This window comes from Cohnella sp. WQ 127256 (genome assembly GCF_024519285.1).
GTDB lineage: Bacteria > Bacillota > Bacilli > Paenibacillales > Paenibacillaceae > Cohnella.
The window spans coordinates 1-24,866 of sequence record NZ_JAMZCY010000010.1; the positions used below are offsets into that span (position 1 = coordinate 1).

Annotated in this window: 12 protein-coding genes, 12 tRNA genes, 2 rRNA genes, 1 pseudogene and 1 riboswitch; of the genes and pseudogenes, 25 read left to right on the forward strand and 2 right to left on the reverse strand. The window is 42.1% G+C overall.

All coding sequences use genetic code 11. The features are described from left to right. The 22 genes from M1K58_RS24905 to glmS all read left to right on the forward strand — a co-directional run. Positions 1 to 115 (forward strand): 23S ribosomal RNA (locus tag M1K58_RS24905); the annotation flags it as partial. 99 nt (positions 116 to 214) lie between these two features. Then, positions 215 to 331, forward strand: a 5S ribosomal RNA gene (gene rrf / locus M1K58_RS24910). Positions 332 to 374: 43 nt separating this feature from the next. Then, a tRNA-Thr gene (locus M1K58_RS24915) sits at positions 375 to 450 on the forward strand. A 17-nt stretch (positions 451 to 467) separates the two neighbouring features. Continuing rightward, positions 468 to 542, forward strand: a tRNA-Glu gene (locus M1K58_RS24920). Between the two features lie 6 nt (positions 543 to 548). After that, positions 549 to 624 (forward strand) — tRNA-Val (locus M1K58_RS24925). A gap of 25 nt (positions 625 to 649) precedes the next feature. After that, positions 650 to 723: transfer RNA gene (locus M1K58_RS24930), tRNA-Gln, on the forward strand. A 4-nt stretch (positions 724 to 727) separates the two neighbouring features. Continuing rightward, positions 728 to 803 (forward strand) — tRNA-Lys (locus tag M1K58_RS24935). Positions 804 to 830: 27 nt separating this feature from the next. Then, positions 831 to 915: transfer RNA gene (locus M1K58_RS24940), tRNA-Leu, on the forward strand. A 15-nt stretch (positions 916 to 930) separates the two neighbouring features. Further along, positions 931 to 1,005: transfer RNA gene (locus M1K58_RS24945), tRNA-Gly, on the forward strand. Positions 1,006 to 1,011: 6 nt separating this feature from the next. Then, positions 1,012 to 1,088: transfer RNA gene (locus M1K58_RS24950), tRNA-Arg, on the forward strand. A gap of 28 nt (positions 1,089 to 1,116) precedes the next feature. Then, positions 1,117 to 1,193 (forward strand) — tRNA-Pro (locus tag M1K58_RS24955). 14 nt (positions 1,194 to 1,207) lie between these two features. Next, positions 1,208 to 1,281 (forward strand) — tRNA-Gly (locus M1K58_RS24960). A gap of 64 nt (positions 1,282 to 1,345) precedes the next feature. Beyond that, positions 1,346 to 1,422, forward strand: a tRNA-Pro gene (locus tag M1K58_RS24965). Positions 1,423 to 1,436: 14 nt separating this feature from the next. Beyond that, a tRNA-Gly gene (locus M1K58_RS24970) sits at positions 1,437 to 1,510 on the forward strand. A gap of 167 nt (positions 1,511 to 1,677) precedes the next feature. Further along, a riboswitch (cyclic di-GMP riboswitch) is annotated at positions 1,678 to 1,772 on the forward strand. Positions 1,773 to 1,907: 135 nt separating this feature from the next. Next, positions 1,908 to 3,896, forward strand: a complete 1,989-nt coding sequence (locus M1K58_RS24975; protein WP_256761608.1) for a sialidase family protein — start codon at positions 1,908 to 1,910, stop codon at positions 3,894 to 3,896. Between the two features lie 156 nt (positions 3,897 to 4,052). Beyond that, a complete protein-coding gene (gene ppc / locus M1K58_RS24980) occupies positions 4,053 to 6,848 on the forward strand; it encodes a phosphoenolpyruvate carboxylase (protein WP_256761609.1) in 2,796 nt (931 codons plus the stop codon). Between the two features lie 293 nt (positions 6,849 to 7,141). After that, positions 7,142 to 7,708, forward strand: coding sequence for an RNA polymerase sigma factor SigW (gene sigW, locus M1K58_RS24985; protein WP_256761610.1), 567 nt, complete (start codon positions 7,142 to 7,144; stop codon positions 7,706 to 7,708). Between the two features lie 103 nt (positions 7,709 to 7,811). Further along, entirely contained in the window at positions 7,812 to 8,426 is a 615-nt protein-coding gene (locus tag M1K58_RS24990; protein ID WP_256761611.1) for a zf-HC2 domain-containing protein, read from the forward strand. Between the two features lie 200 nt (positions 8,427 to 8,626). Then, positions 8,627 to 9,457: a diadenylate cyclase CdaA gene (cdaA, locus tag M1K58_RS24995; protein ID WP_256761612.1), complete on the forward strand. Its 831-nt coding sequence runs from the start codon at positions 8,627 to 8,629 to the stop codon at positions 9,455 to 9,457. Continuing rightward, the gene (locus tag M1K58_RS25000) at positions 9,450 to 10,763 is read left to right on the forward strand and encodes a CdaR family protein (RefSeq protein WP_256761613.1); all 1,314 of its coding nucleotides are present in this window, start codon (positions 9,450 to 9,452) and stop codon (positions 10,761 to 10,763) included. The genes cdaA and M1K58_RS25000 overlap by 8 nt, the downstream gene beginning before the upstream one ends. Positions 10,764 to 10,793: 30 nt before the next feature. Beyond that, positions 10,794 to 12,134 (forward strand): phosphoglucosamine mutase, encoded by a 1,341-nt coding sequence (gene glmM / locus M1K58_RS25005; protein ID WP_256761614.1) that lies wholly within the window; start codon positions 10,794 to 10,796, stop codon positions 12,132 to 12,134. A gap of 970 nt (positions 12,135 to 13,104) precedes the next feature. After that, positions 13,105 to 14,937, forward strand: a complete 1,833-nt coding sequence (gene glmS / locus M1K58_RS25010; RefSeq protein ID WP_256761615.1) for a glutamine--fructose-6-phosphate transaminase (isomerizing) — start codon at positions 13,105 to 13,107, stop codon at positions 14,935 to 14,937. A gap of 462 nt (positions 14,938 to 15,399) precedes the next feature. Here the strand turns inward: glmS and M1K58_RS25015 are convergent. After that, positions 15,400 to 16,309, reverse strand: a pseudogene (locus tag M1K58_RS25015) (transposase). A gap of 213 nt (positions 16,310 to 16,522) precedes the next feature. Between M1K58_RS25015 and M1K58_RS25020 the strand changes: the two are divergent. Continuing rightward, positions 16,523 to 17,098: a sce7726 family protein gene (locus tag M1K58_RS25020; RefSeq protein ID WP_256761616.1), complete on the forward strand. Its 576-nt coding sequence runs from the start codon at positions 16,523 to 16,525 to the stop codon at positions 17,096 to 17,098. Here M1K58_RS25020 and M1K58_RS25025 read toward each other — a convergent pair. Beyond that, entirely contained in the window at positions 17,067 to 18,146 is a 1,080-nt protein-coding gene (locus M1K58_RS25025; protein WP_256761617.1) for a beta family protein, read from the reverse strand. The genes M1K58_RS25020 and M1K58_RS25025 overlap by 32 nt on opposite strands. A 352-nt stretch (positions 18,147 to 18,498) precedes the next feature. Between M1K58_RS25025 and M1K58_RS25030 the strand changes: the two genes are divergently transcribed. Both M1K58_RS25030 and M1K58_RS25035 read left to right on the forward strand, forming a co-directional pair. Beyond that, positions 18,499 to 19,449, forward strand: coding sequence for an AlbA family DNA-binding domain-containing protein (locus M1K58_RS25030; protein WP_256761618.1), 951 nt, complete (start codon positions 18,499 to 18,501; stop codon positions 19,447 to 19,449). Between the two features lie 4 nt (positions 19,450 to 19,453). Continuing rightward, entirely contained in the window at positions 19,454 to 23,344 is a 3,891-nt protein-coding gene (locus M1K58_RS25035; RefSeq protein WP_256761619.1) for a dsDNA nuclease domain-containing protein, read from the forward strand. The last annotated feature ends 1,522 nt before the right edge of the window (positions 23,345 to 24,866 follow it).

Genomic DNA, 24,866 nt, shown 5'->3' on the forward strand with positions numbered 1-24,866 from the left:
GATGAGATTTCCCAATTCGTAAGACCCCTTGAAGAACACGAGGTTGATAGGCTCGGGGTGGAAGCGCAGCAATGTGTGGAGCTGACGAGTACTAATAGGTCGAGGGCTTATCCTAAGCGAATTGACATTGTAAGACATATGACACACCACTTCTTCTATAAAGCTTTACTTCGCATCCAGTTTTCAAGGCGCAAGCCTTGTATAGTAAGTCTGGTCTGGTAATAATGGCGGAGGGGTTCCACGCGTACCCATCTCGAACACGACCGTTAAGCCCTCCAGCGCCAATGGTACTTGGACCGCAGGGTCCTGGGAGAGTAGGACGTTGCCAGGCCAGAATTATTAATCTCTATCGCTGTGTTTAGGTATTGGACCATGCTCTCATAGCTCAGTAGGTAGAGTGCATCCATGGTAAGGATGAGGTCACCGGTTCGATTCCGGTTGAGAGCTCCACTTCCATTACCATTCATGGCCCCTTGGTCAAGCGGTTAAGACACCTCCCTTTCACGGAGGTAACAGGGGTTCGAATCCCCTAGGGGTCACCATTATTCGGAGGCTTAGCTCAGCTGGGAGAGCATCTGCCTTACAAGCAGAGGGTCGGCGGTTCGATCCCGTCAGCCTCCACCATATCTATTTAAGATTGGCTTGCCGTTGGGGATTAGCCAAGCGGTAAGGCAACGGACTTTGACTCCGTCATCCAAGGTTCGAATCCTTGATCCCCAGCCATTTTGAGCCATTAGCTCAGCTGGTAGAGCACCTGACTTTTAATCAGGGTGTCGAAGGTTCGAGTCCTTCATGGCTCACCATTTTCAGAATGGTGAACTTGTAATCATGCGCGTATGGCGGAATTGGCAGACGCACCAGACTTAGGATCTGGCGTTTCACGACGTGGGGGTTCAAGTCCCTCTACGCGCACCATACTTACAAAAGGATGCGGAAATAGCTCAGTGGTAGAGCATCTCGTTGCCAACGAGAAGGTCGCGGGTTCGAGCCCCGTTTTCCGCTCCAACATTTGCGCCCTTAGCTCAGCTGGATAGAGCGTTTGACTACGAATCAAAAGGCCGGGAGTTCGAATCTCTCAGGGCGCGCCATTTTTTACAACAGAATACTTATCAATGTCGGGACGTAGCTCAGCTTGGTAGAGCACCTGGTTTGGGACCAGGGGGTCGCATGTTCAAATCGTGTCGTCCCGACCATCTATTTTCACTATGCGGGTGTAGTTCAATGGTAGAACTTCAGCCTTCCAAGCTGATAGCAGGGGTTCGATTCCCCTTACCCGCTCCAAAGTCGCTTTCAGGAGCCTTTACATCTAGGGCTTTTTTTTAAGAAATGATTACCTTCATAATGTCGGGACGTAGCTCAGCTTGGTAGAGCACCTGGTTTGGGACCAGGGGGTCGCATGTTCAAATCGTGTCGTCCCGACCACTATTGCAACGCACGCGGGTGTAGTTCAATGGTAGAACTTCAGCCTTCCAAGCTGATAGCAGGGGTTCGATTCCCCTTACCCGCTCCAACAACAAACGTCGAAGCTCCTTGTTAATCAGGGAGCTTTTTTTTGTTGTTTATCTAAAGAAGGAGCGCAACGTGGCTTCCAATATTAGTCTGGTTCAAATGATAACCCGCTACTATAATAGGCATAGGTAAATTAGCCCTAGGTCTATAAAACTAGATATTAGCTAAACAACGAAATGGCAAACTTGTCGAAAGACAAGGACGCAAAGCCTCGGGTCTAATGTTCTCTCCAAGAGAGAAACGATGACGGCCGGGTTACCGAACAGAAGCTTGAGATAACAGGTAGAGCCACCTTTTCGCAATTCGTGAAAAGGTGGCTTTTTTCATTACAACAAAGATTATTCGGGGACGTATTTGTTCAAACAAAACAATAGCAGCCTAGAAGGGACTTCGCCATCATGATTATTCAAACAATGAAAAGAGTATTAACGACGACCGCTATCGCAGCACTATTACTGACCACGATAAGCCACGCAGCTAGTGCTTACACAAAAGTCATAACAGAATCGGATGGAGAAACCTACATCTCCAGTGGATCGATATACTCACAAGACGGAACTTGGACGATGAATACCTCTTTCTCGATAGATACGCTTCATGATTTCATCTATGGGAATAACGAGTACGTTGCGATTGGCCAGCATGGAACATATGCCATATCTAAGGACGGTCGCCGCTGGCAGAGTCAATCGAGAATTGGGGATTACCATCTATCAACGATCGTATGGACGGGCAAGCAATACATGATGTGGGGATCTAGGGACGACTACGGCTACGGAGATTCTATGGTATTCATCTCAGCGGACGGCGTCACTTGGAAGAGGCAGGATACAAACTTAGATGAGGCACTTACGAAAGCTATTTTGGTAAATGAAAAGTTCTATGGAACGGATCACTATGGGAATGCTTATGTATCCACGGATGGAATACAATGGGCAGATTTACAAACTGGGCCAAAGGGGAAAGAGCAAGTTACTTCTATATCATCGGTAAATGGACTGCTTATCGCCCAAAATTACAACGGTCAATACATGGCGACGTCCAAGGACGGAACGAAGTGGATCGAGAAGACGAACAAGGGTGATGATTTTTATATTTTTGAAATCATATGGAACGGAAAGCAATACGTTGGCGCAGGGAACGGTGGGTTCTATACTTCGCCAGATGCACAAACCTGGAAGAAACTGCCCTTTATCAAAGGCGGCCAAGTCGGCAACATCGCATATGACGGCAAAATTTATGTGGCAATGGGATTGTTGAAGCAAGGCTCACAAACGAATAGAGTTATTTTCTCCTCTACAGATTTGAAAAACTGGAAGTCGACGCCTTTACCAGGCACCCAAATCATTTCAAGTATGATATCGACGAAAGATGGATTCGTGGGTGTTTCTTCTCATGATCCACACTTCCCCAAAGTAACTTATTACTACTATTCAAAGGACGGACAGTCATGGGAGGTTAACTTGCTTGGGTCATCCAGTGATTTTAATTCTTCTGCAACGAATGGTAAAAGAACAGTCCTCGTCGGTGATGATGGAGCAGTTGTATATACAGATGACGGTAAAACCTGGAGACCAAGTGCGATTCTAGACTCAACCTTGGCACCACACCTCAGTTCTGTAGTCTGGGATGGGAAGAAATTCGTGGCTGCCGGCTTAAAGGGTGTCTATGTATCAACGGATGGAGCCAAATGGAAGCTTATTCAAATGAAATGGCGAGAGCCTATTTTTAACTTATTGAAGTATTTGGTTTGGACCGGAGATCGATTTCTCGCAGCGGGACAATTCGGAGGCATCTTTACGTCCAAGGACGGATATACGTGGAAAGAACTCGGAAATCAAACTGATTTCAATATGGAAAGTCTGATGTGGGACGGCAAGAAATTCATCGCTTCACAAGGCCTTGGAGGTGTTAAGCCTAGCCGCATCGTATATAGCTCAGATGGATTGAAGTGGAAGGTTGCGAAGCTTCCAAGTGCTTCTGGACTCCCCTACATCATGAAAAACTCGAAAGGGTATGTTGCAGCGGGTACCGGAAACGATTACGTCTTGACCTCTAAGGACGGAATAACGTGGAAAAAGGAAGTCACAAATGTTCCTGATGCAAATAGCCTTATCAGCGATTTTATTTCTGTTATCGATGATAAGTTCGTAAGGTATGCCGCGTATGAACATCATGCTACCGTTCTTTACTCGGATGATGGTGTGAAATGGAAGGTTAAGCCACTCGTGCTCAGTGGTGAAGATGCAGTAGAGGATGATGATAAATATCCGATTGGCAGAATGGGTTCAGTTGTGAAAGCGTATGGGTCCTATATTTTCTCCGGAAGAGAGAGCAGAATCATTACAATTCCTGATCTTACAAATATTACGACCTTACAAAAGTAGCATAACGGCCGTGACGACTCGTTCGTGCGGCTGTTTTTTTTAACTGGTAAATAAGAATTATGACTAAATGATGAATTAAAAGAAGATTTTCGACGATCATTGTAGTATGATAAAAGGAAGGTTTTTTTGTAGAATGTAATGTTTGGAGTGAATGTGATGACGGAAGTGACTACAAGTCAACGTTCTCCGTCCAATCATCTGTTGCGCAGAGATGTGCGCTTTCTAGGTAACATTCTGGGTGAAGTGCTCGTGCATCAGGGTGGTCGGGAACTGCTAGAACATGTTGAGAAAATACGGGAAATGAGCAAGGCTCTACGAGCTGAGCATTTGCCAGAGTTGTACGAAGATTTTATTAATACAGTTAAAACTTTAGACCCTGAAAAGAGACATCAGGTTATTCGTGCATTCGCGATCTATTTCCAATTGGTCAACATTGCTGAACAGAACCATCGGATCCGCCGTAAGCGTGATTACGAACGTTCTACAGGAGAAGCGGTTCAACCCGGTTCAATTGAGAGCGTGGTACAAGATTTGAAGCAGAAGGATCTGTCCGTAGGCGAAGTTCGGGATATGCTTAATGATATCTCTCTAGAGCTTGTCATGACTGCGCATCCGACTGAAGCTACACGACGCGACGTACTCGACATTCATAAACGGATCGCGGATGAGGTTATGGAGCTGGATAATCCAACTCTAACTTACCGTGAACGTGAAAAGCTACGCGAGAAGCTGCTTAATGAGGTATTAACCTTATGGCAGACGGACGAATTGCGTGATCGGAAACCTACTGTACTCGATGAAGTGCGTAATGGGATGTACTTTTTCCACGAAACGTTGTTTGAAGTTCTTCCGGACGTATATGAGGAGCTTGAGCGTTGTCTCCAGAAGTATTATCCAGAGGAGTCATGGCATGTACCAACCTATCTTCGTTTTGGTTCATGGATCGGCGGAGACCGTGATGGTAACCCATCGGTAACGTCTGAAGTGACATGGAAGACGCTTAATATGCAACGTAACCTGGTTATCTATAAGTATGAGAACATTATTCGTGATCTCAGTCGTCAATTGAGCTTCAGCACTACGATTGTGAACGTGACTGATGAGCTTAAAGAGTCTATCCGTGAAGAGAACAGCAATGTTGAGCTTCGTACGGTGGAGCCTTGGACGAATGATAATGAACCTTATCGCGTTAAATTAAGATATATGCTACAGAAGCTTCAGAACATGAGGGAAGATGAATTCAAGGGGACGAAACAACGTTATCATACGGTTTCAGATCTCATTGCCGATATCGAACTCATTGATCGGAGTCTGCGTCATCACTTTGCGGATTACGTAGCGGATACTTATCTGAAGAAGTTTATTCGCCAAGTGGAGTTGTTCGGTTTCCATCTTGCGGCTCTAGACGTTCGTCAGCATAGTCAAGAGCACGAGAACACGATGACTGAGCTGCTTGCGAAAGCGGGAATTCAGACGAACTATAGTGGGCTTTCAGAGCCTGAGAAGATCAATGTTCTTAATGGATTGCTTGAATCAGACAATACCGTGTTGAACGGCGGGACGATTGAACTAAGCGATTCCAGTAAGGAATGCATGGATGTTTATCATACAATCTATAGAGCGCAGCAGGAGTTTGGAACAGGCTGCATCACGAGCTATTTGATCAGCATGTCTGAAGCTGCTAGTGACATTCTTGAAGTTATGGTATTTGCTAAGGAAGCTGGTTTGTTCCGTCGCAATTCAGATGGCACAATCACATGTACGCTGCAAGCAGCGCCGTTATTTGAGACGATCGATGACTTGCATGAAGCGCCTGCAATTATGGAAACATTATTTAACCTTCCTGTATATCGTCAATGTCTTGCTTCGATGGACGATCTACACGAAATTATGCTTGGTTACTCCGATAGCAACAAAGACGGCGGAATGGTGACAGCGAACTGGGAGCTGAGAGTAGCTCTTAATGACCTGACACAGACTGCGAAAGCTCATAATGTTCGATTGAAATTTTTCCATGGTCGCGGTGGTGCACTAGGACGTGGAGGAATGCCGCTTAACCGCAGTATTCTTGCACAGCCTCCACATACGATTGGCGGAGGAATTAAGATAACGGAGCAAGGCGAAGTGTTGTCTTCCCGTTATTCGATGAAGGGGATTGCCTACCGGAGTCTGGAGCAAGCGACTGGCGCGTTAATCGTTGGAGCTTACCTCGCTCGCAATCCTTCACAGGAGAGCTCAGTTGAGAAGCAGTGGGAAGAGATCATGCGTGGAATTTCCGTTGATGCTCAGACCAAATATCAGGATCTGATTTTCCGTGATCCGGACTTTATGACCTTCTTTAAGCAATCGACACCTCTTCCGGAAGTTGGAGAGTTGAATATCGGCTCACGTCCTTCCAAACGGAAGGGAAGCGATCGTTTCGAAGACTTGCGTGCTATTCCTTGGGTATTCGCTTGGACGCAAAGCCGCTACCTGCTACCAGCATGGTATGCAGCGGGAACGGCATTCCAAGTATATGTGAACGGAAATGCAGAGCGTCTTGAAACTCTACGTACAATGTACAAAGAGTATTCGTTCTTCAAGTCTCTTATCGACAATCTTCAGATGGCGCTTGCTAAAGCGGATCTGATCATCGCGGATCAATACGCGGGTATGATTGAAGATAGCACGATCAAGGAAAGAATCTTCTCGCAAATCGAAGAAGAATATGCGAAGACTAAAGAAATGATTCTGACGATTACCGGACAAGAGGAAATCCTTGATAATGTCCCAGTTATCCAAGAGTCGATCAGACTTCGTAATCCTTACGTCGATCCGTTAAGCTACATGCAGGTTCAATTATTGACTGAATTGCGTGCATTACGTGAACAGAACGAAGATGATGCGATTCTTCTTCGTGAAGTGCTGTTAACGATTAACGGCATTGCAGCCGGTCTACGAAATACAGGCTGATATAACGGAATGAATAGGGCCCGGGCTGCAAGCCGGGCCCTTTTGTCACAATTAGGGAGTCGGACAAGAAGATTTTTTGTCAGGATTGGAACCTTCTTTAGGTATTTTCTTGCTTTTTCAGTTTGACTGGATTACGATTCTGCTAGGTAGCTATTCGTTGTTATGGACGAGCCTCTCACTTAATGGCAGGGAGCGGGCATTATTCAAATTATCGTGGGTAGTATGGGAGTATGGCGGCACAGCGAAAGTCTCAGTAAACCTGCCATAGCTGGGAAGGAAGGTGAGGAGTAACTTTGAAGCCAGTTGAAACGCGGCTGGCGCGATTAGCCCTGAAAGGGGATCAGCGTGCTTTCGCGGAGATTGTGGATATGTATAAGGATAAGCTGTACCACCTCGCTTACCGGATGACGGGAAACCGTCAGGAGGCGGAGGATGTTGTGCAGGAAACCTTCCTTAGAGTATATAAGAATCTGGATCGTTACGATGAGAACCAGAAGTTTTCCACATGGATATACAGAATCGCTACAAACTTATGTATTGATCGACTTAGAAAAAGGAAAGCCGTATATTCACTCGATGCGGAATCGTCTGAGCATGAGGGCTTAGACGGATATGCGATGCTTCCAAGCGACGATCGAACACCAGAGAGTGAACTGCTACTTTCGGAGACGCAGAAGCTTATTCGCGGGGCAATAGCGACATTACCCGTGAAATACAAATCCGTGATGATTTTACGATACCTCCAAGACATGTCATTGCAGGAAATATCGGACGTGTTAGGCATGCCAGTAACGACCGTGAAAACTCGGGTGCATCGTGGGCGAGAGTTTATGAGGAAGAAACTGGAGAACAAACAGTGAGCGGATTCATTCAAATAAATGAAACCCCATTGTTATGCCACACGTACACTATAGAAGCATCGGTTGTGGAATTTGTTATCCACTTAAGAAAGGGATGGCTGATATGAAGTGCAACGTCGCCGTCGTGTTCATGCATGACTATCTGGATGGGGACTTGGCACGCGAGGAAACGATGCAGCTGCAGAAGCATCTGGGTGAATGTTCGTCGTGCAGTAACCGTTATGAATCATTAGAGCGCACAGAGGCGCTCGTAAAGGCTTTCCCTATAGAGAAGGCACCTGCTGATCTGGGTGACCGAATTATGAAGTCGCTTCCTAGCTCAAGACGTCCTAAGGCATGGACCTCCTGGGTTCGTCGGCATCCCGCTGTATCCGCAGCCGCGTTATTCTTGGTTGTGATGCTATCCAGCTTCGTGTCGATGTGGAATCAGAGTCAGGAGCTATCCGTATCTGGTCCAGATTTGGAGCATGTTATCATTGAGGGCAAGAAGGTCATCGTACCTGAAGGGCAGAAGTTTTCCGGAGACTTAGTTGTTGTTAATGGTGAGGTTGAGGTTCTAGGTGATTTAGATGGAAATCTTACAGTTATCGATGGCAGTGTGACTCCTCTGGCATCAACGGCACACATTGCAGGAGAGATCAAGACAATCGATAGGGCTGTAGACTGGTTCTGGTATAAAGTAAGCTCCTTTTTTGGGACATTGGCTTATGGTTCCTGATAAGATTCGACAGGAATTGATACCGTAGAACAGCACTCCGGATTGAGCAATAAGACCTCTCTGGGATAATGAGAGGTTTTTTTTGTGTAAATGACAGGAATTCATGGTAAGAGTAGAGAAAGATAATAAGATAGATACTAACAGTAACTCCGACAAATTTTGTCGAAAACTATTCCAGCGTCGGGACGGGGGGTCGCGTCTTGGACTATTTTGCCGGGCTGACACTTAAAAATTCGATTAAAGATATCGCTGATGTGGTGATCGTAAGCTACATCATCTACTTACTTATCAAAATGGTGCGTGGGACTCGGGCGGTTCAATTGCTTCGGGGAATCTTCTTGCTCGTGATTACTTGGGCATTGAGTACGTGGCTTAATTTGTATACGCTGAAATGGCTGATGAACCAGATGTTCACCTTCGGTGTTGTTACGGTTCTGATTATTTTCCAACCGGAGCTTAGAAGGGCTCTTGAGCAGCTTGGTCGAGGTAAGATTTTTACTCGATCATCACCAGAGGAGCAGGATACTAGTCATCAGATCAATGAAGTTATTAAGTCGGTTAATTATTTAGCGCTTAGAAAAATTGGAGCGTTAATTGTGTTTGAGCGGAATACGGGCTTGAATGACTATATTGAGTCGGGCATTAAGATGAATTCGAAGCTAAGCTCTGAGCTTCTAAGTAATGTATTTGTTCCTAATACACCTCTGCATGATGGTGCCGTTATTATTCGTGGCAATCAGATCATGGCAGCGGGCTGTTATTTACCACTATCGGAGAACCCGTTTATAAGCAAGGAATTAGGAACTCGTCATCGTGCTGCTATCGGTGTTACTGAGGTGTGCGATGCGATATCTGTCACAGTCTCGGAAGAAACCGGACAAGTATCGCTAGCCATCAACGGTCAAATTGTGCGCGATATTAAGGAAGAGTCATTGATATCTAAGCTATTCGAGGAATTGCGTCCCCAATTCAAGGTTAAGACAACGGATTGGGCTTTCTGGAAACGGAAAGAAGGTGGCAAACGTGGATAAGTGGCTAAATCACCCGATCGCATCGAAGCTGATTGCACTTGGACTTGCGATATTAATGTGGGCAGTCGTTCATTTCGAACCGAATGATACGACGCCTAATAATGTGTCATCTCTGTACGATACGAAAGTAATTAACGATGTCAGTGTACAGCCGTATGGTTTGGATGAGAAAAAATACGTGCTGATCGGCTTAGAGCCACAGAAGGTTAACCTTACGGTTCGTGGATCCAAAAGCGCTCTAAAAACCGCGCAAACAAAAAACTATCGTGTGAAAGTTGATTTGAGAACGGTGGGCGAGGGAGAGCATACACTGCAGTTAGAAGAGGATCTGCCCGCAGGAATATCAGCAACGTTGTCGCCAACTTCTGTGACAGTCCGAATTGAGTCTCTCCAGACGAAGGAAATGGAAGTCGAGATAAAGACGAAAGGCTATCCTGCCAAAGGCTATAAGCTAGGCACGCCTATCCTAACACCAAGTAACCGAGTGCACGTTACGTTACCTGAAAATTTATTGGCGGTAGTTGAAAGCGTTGGAGCTACGATTGCGATTGATGGGGAGAAGGAATCCATTAAGAACAAGAGCGTAAAGCTAGCTGCTTATGACAAGGAAGGTAAAGTGGTCGAGGGAGCTGTTATTGATCCAGCAGTGCTCGAGGTTGAAATCCCGATTACAAATCCGTTTAAGATCGTTCCATTACAAATTAAATTAGTCGGTCATATGCCATCAGGACTAAGTATTGCTTCCTTCAAGTCTGATGTAGAGCAGGTAACCGTCTATGGACCACAGGATGCGCTGGACAAGATTGAATTTATTGATGTTAATGTTCAATTGGACGAGATCAAGAATTCAGGAAAGGTGACTGTTCCGCTGAAGATTGTGGCCCCTATTATCGAGATCTCTCCAGCAGAGATTAACATTAACATTGAGGTCCTTCTCTCCACCACGAGGACTCTTGAGGGATTGCCTATAACTTTAAGTGGGTTAACCGAGGGGCTGAAGGTAACGATAACGGATCCTTCGTCGGGTAAAGCGGATATTGTCATTCAAGGGGCTCCAGCCATATTGGATCGCCTGAGACCTGGTGATGTAGATGTTATCGCAGATCTTAGTGGTAGAGGTCCCGGCATTTACACAATACCGCTTGTCGTTAGTTTAGAACGATACATGGAGCAAGCGGGTGGCACGAAAACGATAACGGTAGAAATCTTGGATGAGGCCGCAACTGAGACGACGACTGACCCTGACAACCCTAATGGAGACATTATCGTTGAGGAAGGCGAAGTCCAGCCAACTGTGCCACAATAAGATGAGAACGAAGGAGCAGGATAGTTTATTATGGGGAAATATTTCGGAACAGATGGTGTTCGCGGTGTAGCTAATCAGGAGCTAACACCAGAATTGGCATATAAGATTGGTCGCTGTGGTGGAGTCGTATTAGCTGGAAAAGCTAAACGTCCTAAAGTATTCATTGGTTGTGATACACGGATATCGGGTGCTATGCTCGAAAGTGCTCTAACGGCTGGATTATTATCAATTGGAGCAGATGTCGTTAAAATAGGCGTCGTAAGTACGCCTGCTGTTGCTTACTTAACCCGTGTATTAGGGGCGGATGCGGGAGTTATGATATCGGCATCGCATAACCCTGTTGCTGATAATGGCATTAAGTTTTTCGGTGGGGACGGCTTTAAGCTTTTAGATGAGACTGAGCTGGAGATCGAACGCTTGATGGATGCTGAGGAAGATACATTGCCTCGCCCAACGGGAAGCGGGATCGGTTCGGTCACAACGGATCTTGAGGTTAAGTCCATATATCTAAATTATTTGAAGACGACAGTAAGCCATTCTTTTGCTGGTATTAAGCTTGTGTTGGATTGCGCACATGGTTCTGCCTTTGAGCTTGCTCCACAAATTTTCCGTGAGCTTGGAGCAGAAGTCATTGCGTATGGAGCTGAACCAGATGGACTGAACATTAATGAAGGTGTTGGTTCAACTCATCCTGGGATGCTTGCTGCTAAAGTGAAGGAGCATGGTGCGGATCTTGGGCTCGCCTTCGATGGAGACGCGGATCGCTTGATCGCGATCGATGAGCATGGTGATGAAGTGGATGGGGACTACATTCTATGCATTTGCGGAGATGCTCTACGCAGGTCGGGGCGCTTGGCGCACGATACAGTCGTTACGACCGTCATGGCGAACATTGGGTTCTTCAAAGCGGCGGAGACGTTAGGACTTCGTACAGCGAAGACTGCAGTAGGCGATCGCTATGTCATGGAAGAGATGGTTAACGGGGGCTATAACCTCGGCGGAGAACAGTCTGGTCATGTTATCTTCCTAGATCACAGTACAACGGGAGACGGCATCCTGACGGGCTTACAGCTGGTGGATACAGTTGTTGGCTCCGGGCGTAAGCTTGGCGAGTTGAAGAAAATGATGCGCAAATATCCACAGGTGCTCGTAAACGTACGCGTAGCGGACAAATCCCGCTATCCGGGGAATACAGCAATAGCCGAGGCTGTCGCTGCTGCGGAAGCAGCTCTAGGCGATAACGGACGCGTGCTGGTGCGTCCTTCTGGGACTGAAGCTTTGATCCGCGTTATGGCTGAAGGGCCGGAGCGGGAAGAAATCGAGCAACACGTTGCAGCTATCGTGGCCGTTGTTAAGGCAGAATTGGTTTAATAGCAACGGATCGAGCTACGCTGATATCGTTCGTATAGAAGTAAATGCTTATATAACAACAAGCGCCCAGGTTTTGCGACTGGGCGCTTGTTGTTATATTGGTGAGGTACTTCGTTATCATTCACACTCGGGTAGACTTGTATCTGAGAAGGTTACGAACAGGAGTGACGTTGCCCGCTACCCTTTAGAAGGATAACGTTATGGCACGGTGCTATTTCAGCACGAGTGACACATTTCGGCACAATAGAGTGATGCCATAACGTTATCATCTCAATATGCTCCCGAAATGATCTCCATTCTAGGAAATAACGTTATAGCACGGCGCTATTTCGGCACGAGTGACACATTTTGGCACAATAGAGTGATGCCATAGCGTTAAAATTTGATCTAATGCGATTGCCCTGAAGCGCCAGCCATTCGTAACTGAATACATGAACTCCGCGCTTAGTCGTAAATGCTGTCCACAAATAGAAAATTACGGTGTAAAGGTTGCAACTCATTTTCAAAACGAATAAGATAAGGGATGACTCTAGAATGGAAGGGCAGGGTAGAAGTTTTTAAGCATATTAGCGCCAGAACTTGTTGATGCTTAGAGTAATGTCGAAGGGCAAGGATCAGGAACGGGAAAGCTGATTCGAGCGCAAAGCTTCTACATTAGGTCTATGTAACCGACAAGTTGACGAGGTGGGGGTGTTCGAAATATTCGGCGGGGACCTCCCGGCTTATCATCGGAGCCGACAATCGGAACACAAAACGCTTAGGGCAACCAGGCGTACAAAAATCCGATACGATGATTCAAAGAAACAACGTAGGATGTCCAGCGACCTGAACCGGTCGCTTGAGGGGCATAACGTGGGATGTTAGGGGAGAGCGGAAACCCCTTATTTGATAACGGCTTGTGCCGCTCATTCGGCTTGGTTGCGGGATCTCGGATCAAATTTGAGAAACCAAAACGGAGGCTTATATAAATATGTGCGGAATAGTTGGATATATAGGAAATAGAGACTCACAACCGATCTTGCTAGAAGGTCTTAAGAAGTTGGAGTATCGGGGCTATGACTCGGCGGGTATTGCAGTGTTTACAGAGCAAGGCCTGGAAGTCACGAAGACGGTAGGTCGCTTGGTAAACCTGGAGAACAAATTGGGCGGAGAGCCACTACGCGGAACAGTCGGAATCGGGCATACTCGCTGGGCGACGCATGGTAAACCTTCGGATGTAAACTCTCATCCTCATACGGACAATTCGTTGAAATTTTCCGTCGTGCATAATGGGATTATCGAGAATTATTTAGAGCTTAAAGAAGAGCTTGTGCGTGCGGGTCATCGTTTTCTGTCGGAGACGGATACGGAAATTATCTCCCATCTGATCTCAGTGGAGTACGAGGGTGACATCGTTAAGGCTGTACAGCGTGCCGTCAAAAAAATGCGTGGAGCATTCGCACTTGGTGTGCTGACAGAGCATGAGCCGGATCGTTTGGTTGCGGTGCGTTACGCTAGTCCTCTTATTATCGGTATTGGAGATGGAGAGAAATATATCGCATCTGATATTCCAGCGATTCTGGAGCATACGCGGGATATTTACATTCTCAATGACGGGGAGATGGCTGTTCTGACACGTGATGGTATCGAGCTACTCACGATGGAAGGCAATCCGATTTCCAAAGATATTTTCCATGTGGATTGGGATTTGATGACGGCTGAGAAGGCTGGTTTCGATCACTTTATGCTTAAGGAAATCCATGAGCAGCCTAAGGCTTATCGGGATACAATGCTTGGGCGCATTAGCGAAGATGGTCGTTCCGTGGTGCTACCGGAGCTTAAGATTACAGCTGAGAAGCTTAAAGGCATTAATCGTGTTCATATTGTAGCTTGCGGTACCGCTCTGCATGCGGGACTTGTTGGGAAAAATGTAATTGAGCAATTGGTGCGCATTCCAGTAGAGACGGATGTTGCATCGGAGTATCGCTATCGTTCGCCGATCATTACGCCGGATACGTTGGTTATTGTTGTCAGCCAATCTGGGGAAACAGCGGATACGTTAGCTGCTCTTCGTGAGGCTCAACGTTGCGGTGCTCACGTACTAGCGATTACGAACGTAGTTGGTAGCTCCGTAGCCCGTGAAGCGGATGACGTTATCATCACGCTTGCTGGACCAGAAATCGCGGTAGCTTCCACCAAAGCTTACTCGTCTCAGCTGATTGCTTTCTCCCTATTTGGATTGTACTGGGCACAGGTAGTTGGAACGCAGGATGAGGCGGCAGTTGCTCACGTTCTTGCAGCAATGGAGGCATTGCCAGAGCAAGTGGAGAAGATTCTGGGTCAATCGGAAGTGATTAAGAAGGTTGCGGAATCGATCACTCATCATAGCAGTCTGTTCTTCATTGGTCGGGGTATCGACTATGCGGTGGCAATGGAAGGCTCGCTGAAGCTGAAGGAAATCTCGTATATTCACTCCGAAGCTTATGCTGCGGGAGAGCTCAAGCACGGTACGTTGGCGTTGATCGAAGAAGGAACGCCAGTTATCGCGCTCCTCACGCAAGAGGACCTCTACGAGAAAATGCTTAGCAACATTAAAGAAACGAAAGCTCGCGGAGCTGACGTCCTTGGCATAATCAATGAAGGTCACGAGCAAGAGGTTGCTAAATCGGTCGATCGCCAGTTTGCGATCCCTCGTACTTTGCCTTTGCTGACTCCAGCATTGTCGGTGGTGCCATTGCAGTTGTTGTCCTACTATGCTTCGCTGGCTCTTGGTCATGATGTTGATAAGCCGAGGAATTTGGCTAAGAGTGTTACGGTGGAGTAGGGTGTTACGCACTTTAAAAATGATTGTTCTTAAACAATAAAGTCGTTGAGTTTACAATAAAGTTGATTAACAACTCCCTGGTGCAATGCGCTAGGGAGTTGTTTTGTAACCTGCGTTACAGAAAATTAATAAAAAATGCAGTTACACTATGTTGGAGACGTAATTTCCGTGAGGCTGTTTTTGAATGGTAGGATAACCAAAGATAAAATTTAGTGAAGGACGGTTTAAAGTGATGAAAAAAACTTATTTGTACTACTTGTTTTTGTATTAATTGTATTCAGCGTAGCTGCATTACCTGCAGCTGCGAATCAGTAAGTAAACAAGGGAAGGTAACAAATACACCAATCTACGTTGATGGCAAGAAAACAGAAGCGGAAATTCTATCGATTTCGATTATTAATTGGTTCTGTCAAATCTTTTGTGTAAACTCTCTTAGTGCTCCCCCCCCACCCAAGGGGGATTTTATCGTAAATGCTGTCCGATACGATCCGGGAAGAACATGGAAAGCTGCAGCAGCATTTGACCCCAATTCTGTACTCGGCCCGTCCATTTTCGTTTTACATACATCGTGGCCAGGTATAACAATTTAAGCAGTGATTCGTCCGTTGGAAAGATGCTTTTACCATTCGTTACTTTACGTAGTTGACGGTGGTTACTTTCAATAATGTTAGTAGTGTAGATAATTTTTCGAATCTCTGCGGGGTACTTGAAGAAGGTCGCTAGCTCGTCCCAGTTATTACGCCAGGAACGGATAATGAGCGGGTATTTGCTTCCCCAGATTTACTCAAAACGATCTAGCTCAACAAGAGCTATCTCCTCATTAACGGGTTTGTAGATGGGTTTCAGATCAGTTGTGGCCTTCTTCAAATCCTTATAAGAGACGAACCGAGTCGAGTGGACAGCTTGTAGCGGCCGATTCTGCAACTCCTTAATAAGGGGGATGATCTTGTTCGTGACGTTGGAGATGAAGGTTGGAGAGACCTCAACACCATATTGATTTTGTAAGTGATCTTGGATCTCACGGGTGCGGACACCTCTGGCATAGAGGGCAATAATTTGGTCTTCAATACCGGTTACATTGGTTTGGTGCTACTTCACGACAAGCGGCTCAAAGTCACCTTCACGGTCACGAGGAACCACGATCTCTTGCTCCCCGTACTCACTGGTGATGCTTTTATTGCTCTTGCCATTCCGGCTATGGTCATTTGTTTGTTCTGCATTTCATGTTTCTGTAGCCCAAATGTGCATCCATCTCTACCTCTAGCATCTCTTGTATCGTCTCGGCAAAAAGATTCTTTAATGCATTTTGAGCGTCCTGGGCAGATACCAACTTGTTATCTTTAATAAACGCTCGGTGTTGCTGCTTGTCCATAATCCCATGTGTTCTTCCCAACCTCTCTTATACTTCCATTTTAATGGGTTTAGGAGTTTACACATTCTATTTTACAGACTCTGCAGGACCAATATTCATAGATCAGTGATAATTTGGACGAGGTTCTTTTTGCCTATCCAAGTATTAGCACCATGTGCTAAAATAATACTATGCGAATTTTGCACGCGCATTAAAATGGGGAGATGAGTGTTCATGAAAACTCGGGATATTGATATACGTGTATGTCTTCATTCAATCCTTCGAAGAGAGCATGTTAACGAACCCGATACATTAATTCTTGATGAGCTTGGTTTGTGCCAGGGAGATGCAAGAATTGATGTTGCAGTAGTGAATGGAGCAATTAATGGCTTTGAAATTAAAAGTGAAAGTGATACTTTAGAGCGTTTGCCAAGGCAAAGCCAAATATATAATAAAATATTTGATACGGTAACTATCCTAACTGCGAATCGCTATATTGATGGGATTATTGAAATGACCCCGGAGTGGTGGGGTATAACTCGAGCGGAAATGGATGAAGATGGAGTCGTAAATTTTATTTCAGTACGTGAGCCAAAGCAAAATAATGAGATTGATTGTTTTGCTCTATCTCAATTGCTGTGGAAAGATGAGGCTTTAAGGATATTAAAGGAAAGAGGCTTGCAGAAAGGACTATTGAGCAAGCCTCGAAATGTGCTATGGGATGCTTTGGCAAATAATTTGCCTTTAAACGAACTGCAAGATGAGGTCCGCAAAACTCTTAAGGCAAGGTCACGTTGGAGAGATCATTAACGACATATGTCCAATGATGATTTGTTCCTGCACGCCTCCAAGTTTGGGGGCTCCCCGAAGTACCAACTTGATTGGCCGCTTCGTAAATATAATGATCCCCAGCAGAAAATTGCGGTCCTGAATATTCTGGGTGAGCTACTACTTGAGCGGCAAGTTGATAGTATTGAGCATATCCATTTTTCCTTAGATCGCGCCCTCTGAACATTATGAACTTATTTTCCCCAGTGTACCGGATATTTGCGCTCATTCTGATTAATCTTGGATCAGCTTCAAATGGCTCAGGATGTGCAACTCCATAGTCACCAAAAATTGGTCTTCTTGTTAAGAGATTTGTTTGTACAAGTCTCTTCCAAATTAACCATTCGGTTCTCTCTATTACTCCTACATTATCAGCGCCAATTTCGGACAAGTCTTTCGGGATTGCTGTGCCACAGAGAATGATGTTTCGCCATCCTTGCAGATAAGGCATGCTATTAATCAGTCCCGTGAGTAATAATGTAGTTCTCGTTCTAGAGTCAGGGTCAACATGTCTATAATCAATTACTAGGTCGACTTCTGTGGGACCAATATGCAAAGAATTCAACAGCCCATCAATTCGTGTGTGCAGGTTGTCGAAATCTTCTTCAACTAAACGTATACAGATACCTAAGCCATCTTGTTGATGTGCGGTAGAAACTTCTCGATTATATGTTGCATCGCGATCACATGCTGTAACTGGGATGGCTTTAACAAAATGAAGTCGTAAATCATCCATAACGTAGCCTAATGGATGTTGTCCGGATGCCATTCGATCATTAGGTTCAATATAAAGTAAGTCTACAAACACAGAACCATCTATTCCCCATGACCGTGAAACTATTTCTCCGAATCCATCGAGGTGCTCGTCAATTGTCTTTTTATACGTCCCATTGTCAAAATCCCAATCGATCGGTGCAACTTCAATGAGCGGGGTTAGTCCTTGTTTTATAGTAATTGTTAGAGACTCTATGGCTTTCTGTTCGCCCTGCTTCCACTTTAATACTGGTACATAACGTCTTTCATCAAACATTAGGATTCTCCCTTGCGAAATCTTCATCGGCTGAAGGAATGGCTTAGGACTTCTTGTCTATCTCATTTTACTACAACAGTCACAATATGGCGATATGTGGAACTAAATGTTAATTTATGTAAAGTGTTCTTGAGGATTACGCTAATGAGGAACGTCACTGTTAGGTTAGGGGATATTCAAGGTAAATAACATAAAGATATGAGAGCATTAGCCATTTCCCGGTTAATGCTCTTTTTATTTCTATAAACAATGATAGCTATATTTGTTCGGATCAACTGGAAATTTTGGTAGGATATTGATAGTATTTGTCGAATTAAGTAGCTAACACCTTAGTGAGAAGGAGTTATTCTACATGCAAACAATCTCCGACTTATTACAAATTGGCTACGAGTGTGAGTACTTAGATTTTAAAGAAAAACAATATTCAAAAGACAAGCATATGGACTTAGTTGCTGATATTATGGCGATGGCAAATTCACGTCATGAGGGAGATAAATATATTATCATCGGAATTAAGGATCGACCTGAGGGAAGAACAATCAAAGGGATTAATCCAGAGGATTTTGTTGATTCATCAAACTACACCCAGGTGATTCTGAGTAACATTGAACCTGATATTCAATTTGATTATTTTAAGTATGAATACAATGAAGCTTTACTAGGGGTTTTTAAGATATATGGTACGGACAATAAACCCTATATGCTTAAAAGAAAATACAATGGATTGAGTGAGGGCCTTTGTTTAATTAGAAAGGGAAGTACAAATTCTGCAGCAAAACGTAGTGATTTTGATTATATGTACCGGAATAAAGGTGGGTTTGAAGTCAGATTCATAGAAGAAACATTGTATGCAATACACGACGCCGATGAGTGTGCATCTATTGAAGTATTGTTGTCTAATACAACAGAGTTCCCAATTACAATTATTACAGGCATTTTAAATATTATTAATGATCAGGGTAAAAAGTTATCACAACATCGGGTATATGGTTTAGATCAAATAATCGGTGCTGATTTTAAGTTGAGCCTACAACCTAAGTCGGAAATAGTAGGCCAATTATTAGTAGGATTTGGTTCATCTGACCCTTTGCGATTAAATATTGATGAATATGGTGTCAGTAGTCATGACTTTAGCTTTGAACTCATATTAGTTGATGCGCGTCGAAATGAATACTTAATTTTACTGAATGAAGGTAGTGTATTTGTAGATGGGGATTTTCTATGGAAAGTGAAACAATTTAATCTATTTTGCAATACGAAGGAATTAAATATGATTAAAATATCAGATATACAGCTGAGGTGAGACAATGTTGGATGAGGAACTTCACATTTTTAGAAAGAATACAGAAGCAATACCCACAAATAGAGGGTTTCTATTTCAATACTTAATAACGTTGAACAACTGGTTAGAAAACTACGTTCAAGTAAATGGGAAATCTATTTTTTGCGAAGTAGAAGATGATTTGAAAGAGTCGGATAGCAATAGTAATGTGACATATTCACAAATAAAATGTTATGGAAGTACATTTTCTCTAAGTGATATCGAAATAAAAAAAACAATTTTTAATTTTTTTAATTTATTCCTTCAATATCGGAATGGAAAAACAGTTAGGTTTCAATTTATTTCTAATTCAAAACCTAATGATAAAGGTGATTTATTTCACTCATGGGTTCTAAATCAAAGAGAGCTAAAGGGACAAATATATAAAGATTGTTGTAATTATGTAAGGAACGTTTTAAAAGTTCAATACCAAACATTATTACAAATAAAGATTGATGTTTATAAAAAGGGGCATGAAGTAACAAATAAACTACAAACAGAAATAAATAAGCTTGAATTCATTTTAAGTATTCTAGATAATACTGATTTAATTGAGGAATTTGTTCATACTATTAATTGGGATTTTAAGAATGTTGATGTAAATAATATCATTGAATTATTAACTAAAGAAAATATAACTATACTATCTTCCATTGATAAGACTAAAGGAATGAGCAAGTTAATTCATAGTCGGCTTCTATCGGAAGTTTATAATAGATCTGCAAAAATTGATAAAGATGACAGAAAGTTAAATAGAGAGTTAATCGATACTATCCTTGATGAATCAATATTAGAGATGCACAATTGTATCAATCCTATAGTTGAAAGTTTTATGAACAAAGTAACGGAAGAAATGGCTTATCTAACTATGAGAACTGATAGAGTGGAACAAAGAATAAATAAACATCTTGATGATAATGGACTTTATGATGTCTCAAATGAATTTACAATGTATATAGGGAGAGTGAAAGATAGTATTTATGAAAACTTACATAGAGAAAATTTTTCGATAGTGGATATATTTGTGATTCCAGACTTTGAACATTATGAGTTTAGAGAAGAATTCAGAAGGCCTGATGATATAGGAATAATATTTGAATCCTCCTCGGCAGAAGATAGGGGACAAAGTATTAATGAAAAATTGATAGCTTTGTTATTTAAGGAAAAACAAAAGAGCATTATATTAATCCATGGTGATCCAGGCGTCGGTAAAAGCTCTTATTCAAAATCTTTGTTCTTAAATATATCAAATATGCCAGATATACCAGATTGGTTTTTAATACATATTGATCTAAAAAGGTTTAAATTTAGCAGAGATTTTAAAGCTTCATTAAAACAAGAACTGGAAGAAGAAATTCCATCATTTAAGTCATCTCATTTCAAAAAAATGAAAATTGTTGTTATTCTTGATGGGTTTGATGAGTTGCATATATTAAATGAAGGGAAACTCGATGATTTCCTAATATCATTAATTCAATTCTCGGAAGAATATAAAAATATACGAATAGTAATAACAGGTAGAACTACTGCTTTTGCAAAATACGAAAGACTCATCCCTAAAGGGACAAATATTCTAGAAATTAAGCATTTTAAGGAATCTCAGATTATCGAGTGGATTAATAAATGGTCTGTGGCTAAGGGATATAATAAACCTCTTGTTGACCAAATATTATATATGAAAAGAAAATCAGAGTTTGATTATTGGGAAGATGAGTACTATAGTAATTCAATTAAATCGAAATATCCAAAGGACGATGAGGAGCTGCTTGTAAGTCTTCCTTTATTTCTTTATTTATTCTGCACCATGGTTTATGAAGATGAGACATTAGTCATCGAGGAAATAATAGAATTGGAGTATCATCAGTTTTATAAACGTTTGATTGATTGGACATGTGCTACAGTAAAATACCAAGATGAGTATAATCCACTGAAAAAGAAAATGAATTTAGAGATGCTTGCGGTACATAAAAGATCTTTCAATAAAAATATTTCTCTATCAATGTATCACTCTGACAAATTTTATATTAATGAGAATGATATATATGAAAAGGCTCTGCTTCCATCCGAGCTAATAGAGGATAAGGAAAATGCATTAATTTTAATAAATTCATTCATTGTACTCAATTATATGAAACCCGTTTTGGGGAGTGGATACGCATTTGAATATATTCATAAAAGCTTTTATGAATATCTAACAGCGGAAGCACTATTGGACGTACTGATAAGCCTGGGACAGAAAAAAAGTGATGTCAATGAAATAGCCAGTGTTTTTTATACAAACTTTGGTGGATTCAAACTAACTCAAGATATATTAAATCTTTATTTAATTCCATTGCTAAGTGGAATTGATGAGGTAAATTCAAAACGAATTTATGAGAACCTTTTGAGTTTGTATTATGAATACTATCTTGAACATTACTTTCTAAATGAAGAGAGTAATTCGTGGTTTAAAGAATACTCTATGAAATACAAAGGAAATGCACAAAAGAAAATTTCCATTGAAAAAAATGTCTTATTTGCATTATGGACAATACTTCCTATATTAAGTGATAGATGTGGCGCATCTTTTAAAGTGAATAAAGAGGACCTAACAAATGAATTCAATAAATTAATACAACTTTCCAGTGATACATTTGAAGCTAATGAGTTAACCCTGGAGGGAGTGAATCTAGAAAAGGCTCATATTAATAATGTCAATCTATCTGGAATTAATTTATCATTTTCGGATCTGTCACACAGTCATTTCAATTTTTCTAATATTTCTAAGTCAAACATGAGGGGCGCGAACTTGTATGCAGCGACAATTAGTTTTTGTGATCTTGAGGCAGTGGAACTAAGAGAATCGATACTTACCTCTACGAAGATTTCCCAAACTAATATGATTGAAATTGTACTTGTCGATTCTTTTCTTGAAAACTCAGAAATATTCAATTCTAACCTGAACAATGCATCATTGGAGCGTTGTAATTTTTCTAATGCACAATTAATTCAATGTAATTTTACAAAGGCCGCGTTAAACAATTCAAAGCTTCCAAATGCTGTATTAAATAAATCTGTATTTAATGAAAGTAATTTAACTGATTGCGATTTGTCTAGCGCAGATCTAAGGGATGCTGGACTTTCAAGAGCAATCTGTTTTAATGCAAATTTAAAAGGTGCGTGCCTTTATTCAGCTGATTTAAGTCACGCAGATCTTCGTAATGCAGATCTTTCAAATTGTGATTTGTCATATGCTAATCTATCATATGCGGATCTTAGTGGGGCCAATTTGGAAGGTGCTAACTTAGGGGGAGCTGATTTATCTCATGCCAAATTAAATAAAATCAATGCAGCAAAAGCTGATTTCTCACATTGTACTTTTTCTGAAAATCAATTAAATAGTTGCAACTTTAGTGAGGCAATATTCCGTCAGGTAGACCTTTCATCAGTTAAGTTCAGAAAGGTGAACTTTTATAAAGCTAGTTTAAAAGGAGCGAGATTTGCAGTACAAGATTTAACAGGGATTATTACATTTGAAGATGCAGATTTATCAAGCGCTACAATAATTTTTTCCAAGTTGAACGGAATGAATTTTAAAGGTTGTATTTTTAACGGTGCTTCTATTAAAAACTCCTTTTTTATTAAGTCTAGTCTAAGGGATTGTAATTTTGTGAACTGTGAGTTTGAAGAGACACAATTAGGCCTGGCTGATTTCAGTGCGAGTAAACTTCTGTACACTCGGTTTAAATCATGTGACATGTTTGATACGGACTTCAAAAGATCGAGTGTTGTCAACTGCGATTTTTCAACTTCCTCGCTAAAGTGTTCTAATATTCATGCAAAGAGAAAAAGCTATAATTTTTATAATAACCAAATAGGTACTGGAAAAAGTCATTAGGAAGTTGAACAACTTATCGAAGAAAGCTTTTAGCATAAGGTATTGAATTCGAATGATTCCAAACTTTCTTTGCATGATAATTATTAGTGGTTCCCGACTTTCTTTTTTTCGACTTTATCACATGCCGCGGCAAGCCTAGTATAATCAATAAAAATGGTTCCAAACTTTTTTATCACCTGACACATGCTGTCCCAAGAAAATAAAGTATTAGACTGGAAAATAGAGTGTTAGACTAGGAAAATAAAGTTGTAGACTGATTCTCCTGTAATGGACTTTAATAATTTAGAAATTCTGATTTTAGTCCGCTGCGTAAAGCTTGTGTTTTAGGGGGGAATCGGGAATATGTTGTTAAGTTGGGTTTATTTAAGGGACAGAGCTAGGAGGACGGAATATAAATGACCACACATTTCGGGGTAAAGTTACGCAATAAAGAGGGTGGATTTAGATTAACCGCTGATAATTATATAGTATTTAGGAGTAAAGATTTTACCTCTCCCCATCTTGAAGGCTTAAAGAATAAATTCGAGAAGGCTCTGATCAATTTCGATCTTAATATGAAATATTCAAAATTCTGTCTTGGGGTAAGTTTAATGCAGAATTGCATAGGTTAGTAGATTCGTATACCTTTGATGAAATTACTGACCTTAATTCTGTAAACGAGGTCAAAGGATTCTACGTTATAGTTTTAGACGATTATTGTCAAGCTTATATTGGGATAAGTCATGATATAAAAAGAAGAATAAAGGAACATTGGGGCAGACAAATTCCATTGGATCGTCTCGCGGAGGATATCGGGGTGTATGCACTAGCGATAGATTGCTTTAGGGCTTTAGACACCACGAGAGTATTTGTACGTCCTTGTCCTGAGTGTGATTTTATTAATTACCCTCTGCTATCCGGAAATCTTGAGAATCAATTAGTAAACAAGTTTCCTATAGATTATTGCTTAAATCAGGGTATGGTAGGTACGAGAGAAGGTGTGAGAGAAAGGTTAAGAAATCGTGATATAAGGATTTCAAAGGTGCGTGGTCAGTCTAGCGATTACTGATGTTGTAGGTGTTAGATTGATAATGTGAATATAGTGCTTTTTATCAGAGTTTTTCAGGACAAAACCCTATAAAACCTCGTCATTAAGGAATTGCTAGTCTAATACTTTATTTTTCTTTTTCGAGTGTTAAGGGGAAAGAAAATCAGCTGAGTCTAATACTTATTTTCCAGAAGCTGACGTTCATTGATTTAAAAAAAGGCTTAGTAGCAAGACCGACAGTCTACTACTTTATTTTCTTTGTACACATGCATTATAGTTCGCCATGACCCCATAAAGTTTACCACTCATCATTTAAAGTTTGCCACAGTGCCGAACGATTGTCAGGTTTTTATCCTGATTTTCGCTCGGCTTCTTCTTTTACCCAACCTATAATTCCAGCTTACATCCCGCTCTTCCTCGATCTTTTTCTCTCTTTCTTTTTTCTGCTTCTCAAATCGGCGATCCCTTTCCAGAATTGCATTCTCGGGCTTTTCC

Excerpts from the sequence above, each read along its gene's own strand:
- M1K58_RS24975 (WP_256761608.1), top strand. The coding sequence starts at position 1,908 with ATGATTATTCAAACAATGAAAAGAGTATTAACGACGACCGCTATCGCA.
- ppc (WP_256761609.1), top strand. The coding sequence starts at position 4,053 with ATGACGGAAGTGACTACAAGTCAACGTTCTCCGTCCAATCATCTGTTG.
- M1K58_RS24990 (WP_256761611.1), top strand. The coding sequence starts at position 7,812 with ATGAAGTGCAACGTCGCCGTCGTGTTCATGCATGACTATCTGGATGGG.
- glmM (WP_256761614.1), top strand. The coding sequence starts at position 10,794 with ATGGGGAAATATTTCGGAACAGATGGTGTTCGCGGTGTAGCTAATCAG.
- glmS (WP_256761615.1), top strand. The coding sequence starts at position 13,105 with ATGTGCGGAATAGTTGGATATATAGGAAATAGAGACTCACAACCGATC.
- M1K58_RS25020 (WP_256761616.1), top strand. The coding sequence starts at position 16,523 with ATGAAAACTCGGGATATTGATATACGTGTATGTCTTCATTCAATCCTT.
- M1K58_RS25025 (WP_256761617.1), bottom strand. The coding sequence starts at position 18,146 with ATGTTTGATGAAAGACGTTATGTACCAGTATTAAAGTGGAAGCAGGGC.
- M1K58_RS25030 (WP_256761618.1), top strand. The coding sequence starts at position 18,499 with ATGCAAACAATCTCCGACTTATTACAAATTGGCTACGAGTGTGAGTAC.
- M1K58_RS25035 (WP_256761619.1), top strand. The coding sequence starts at position 19,454 with ATGTTGGATGAGGAACTTCACATTTTTAGAAAGAATACAGAAGCAATA.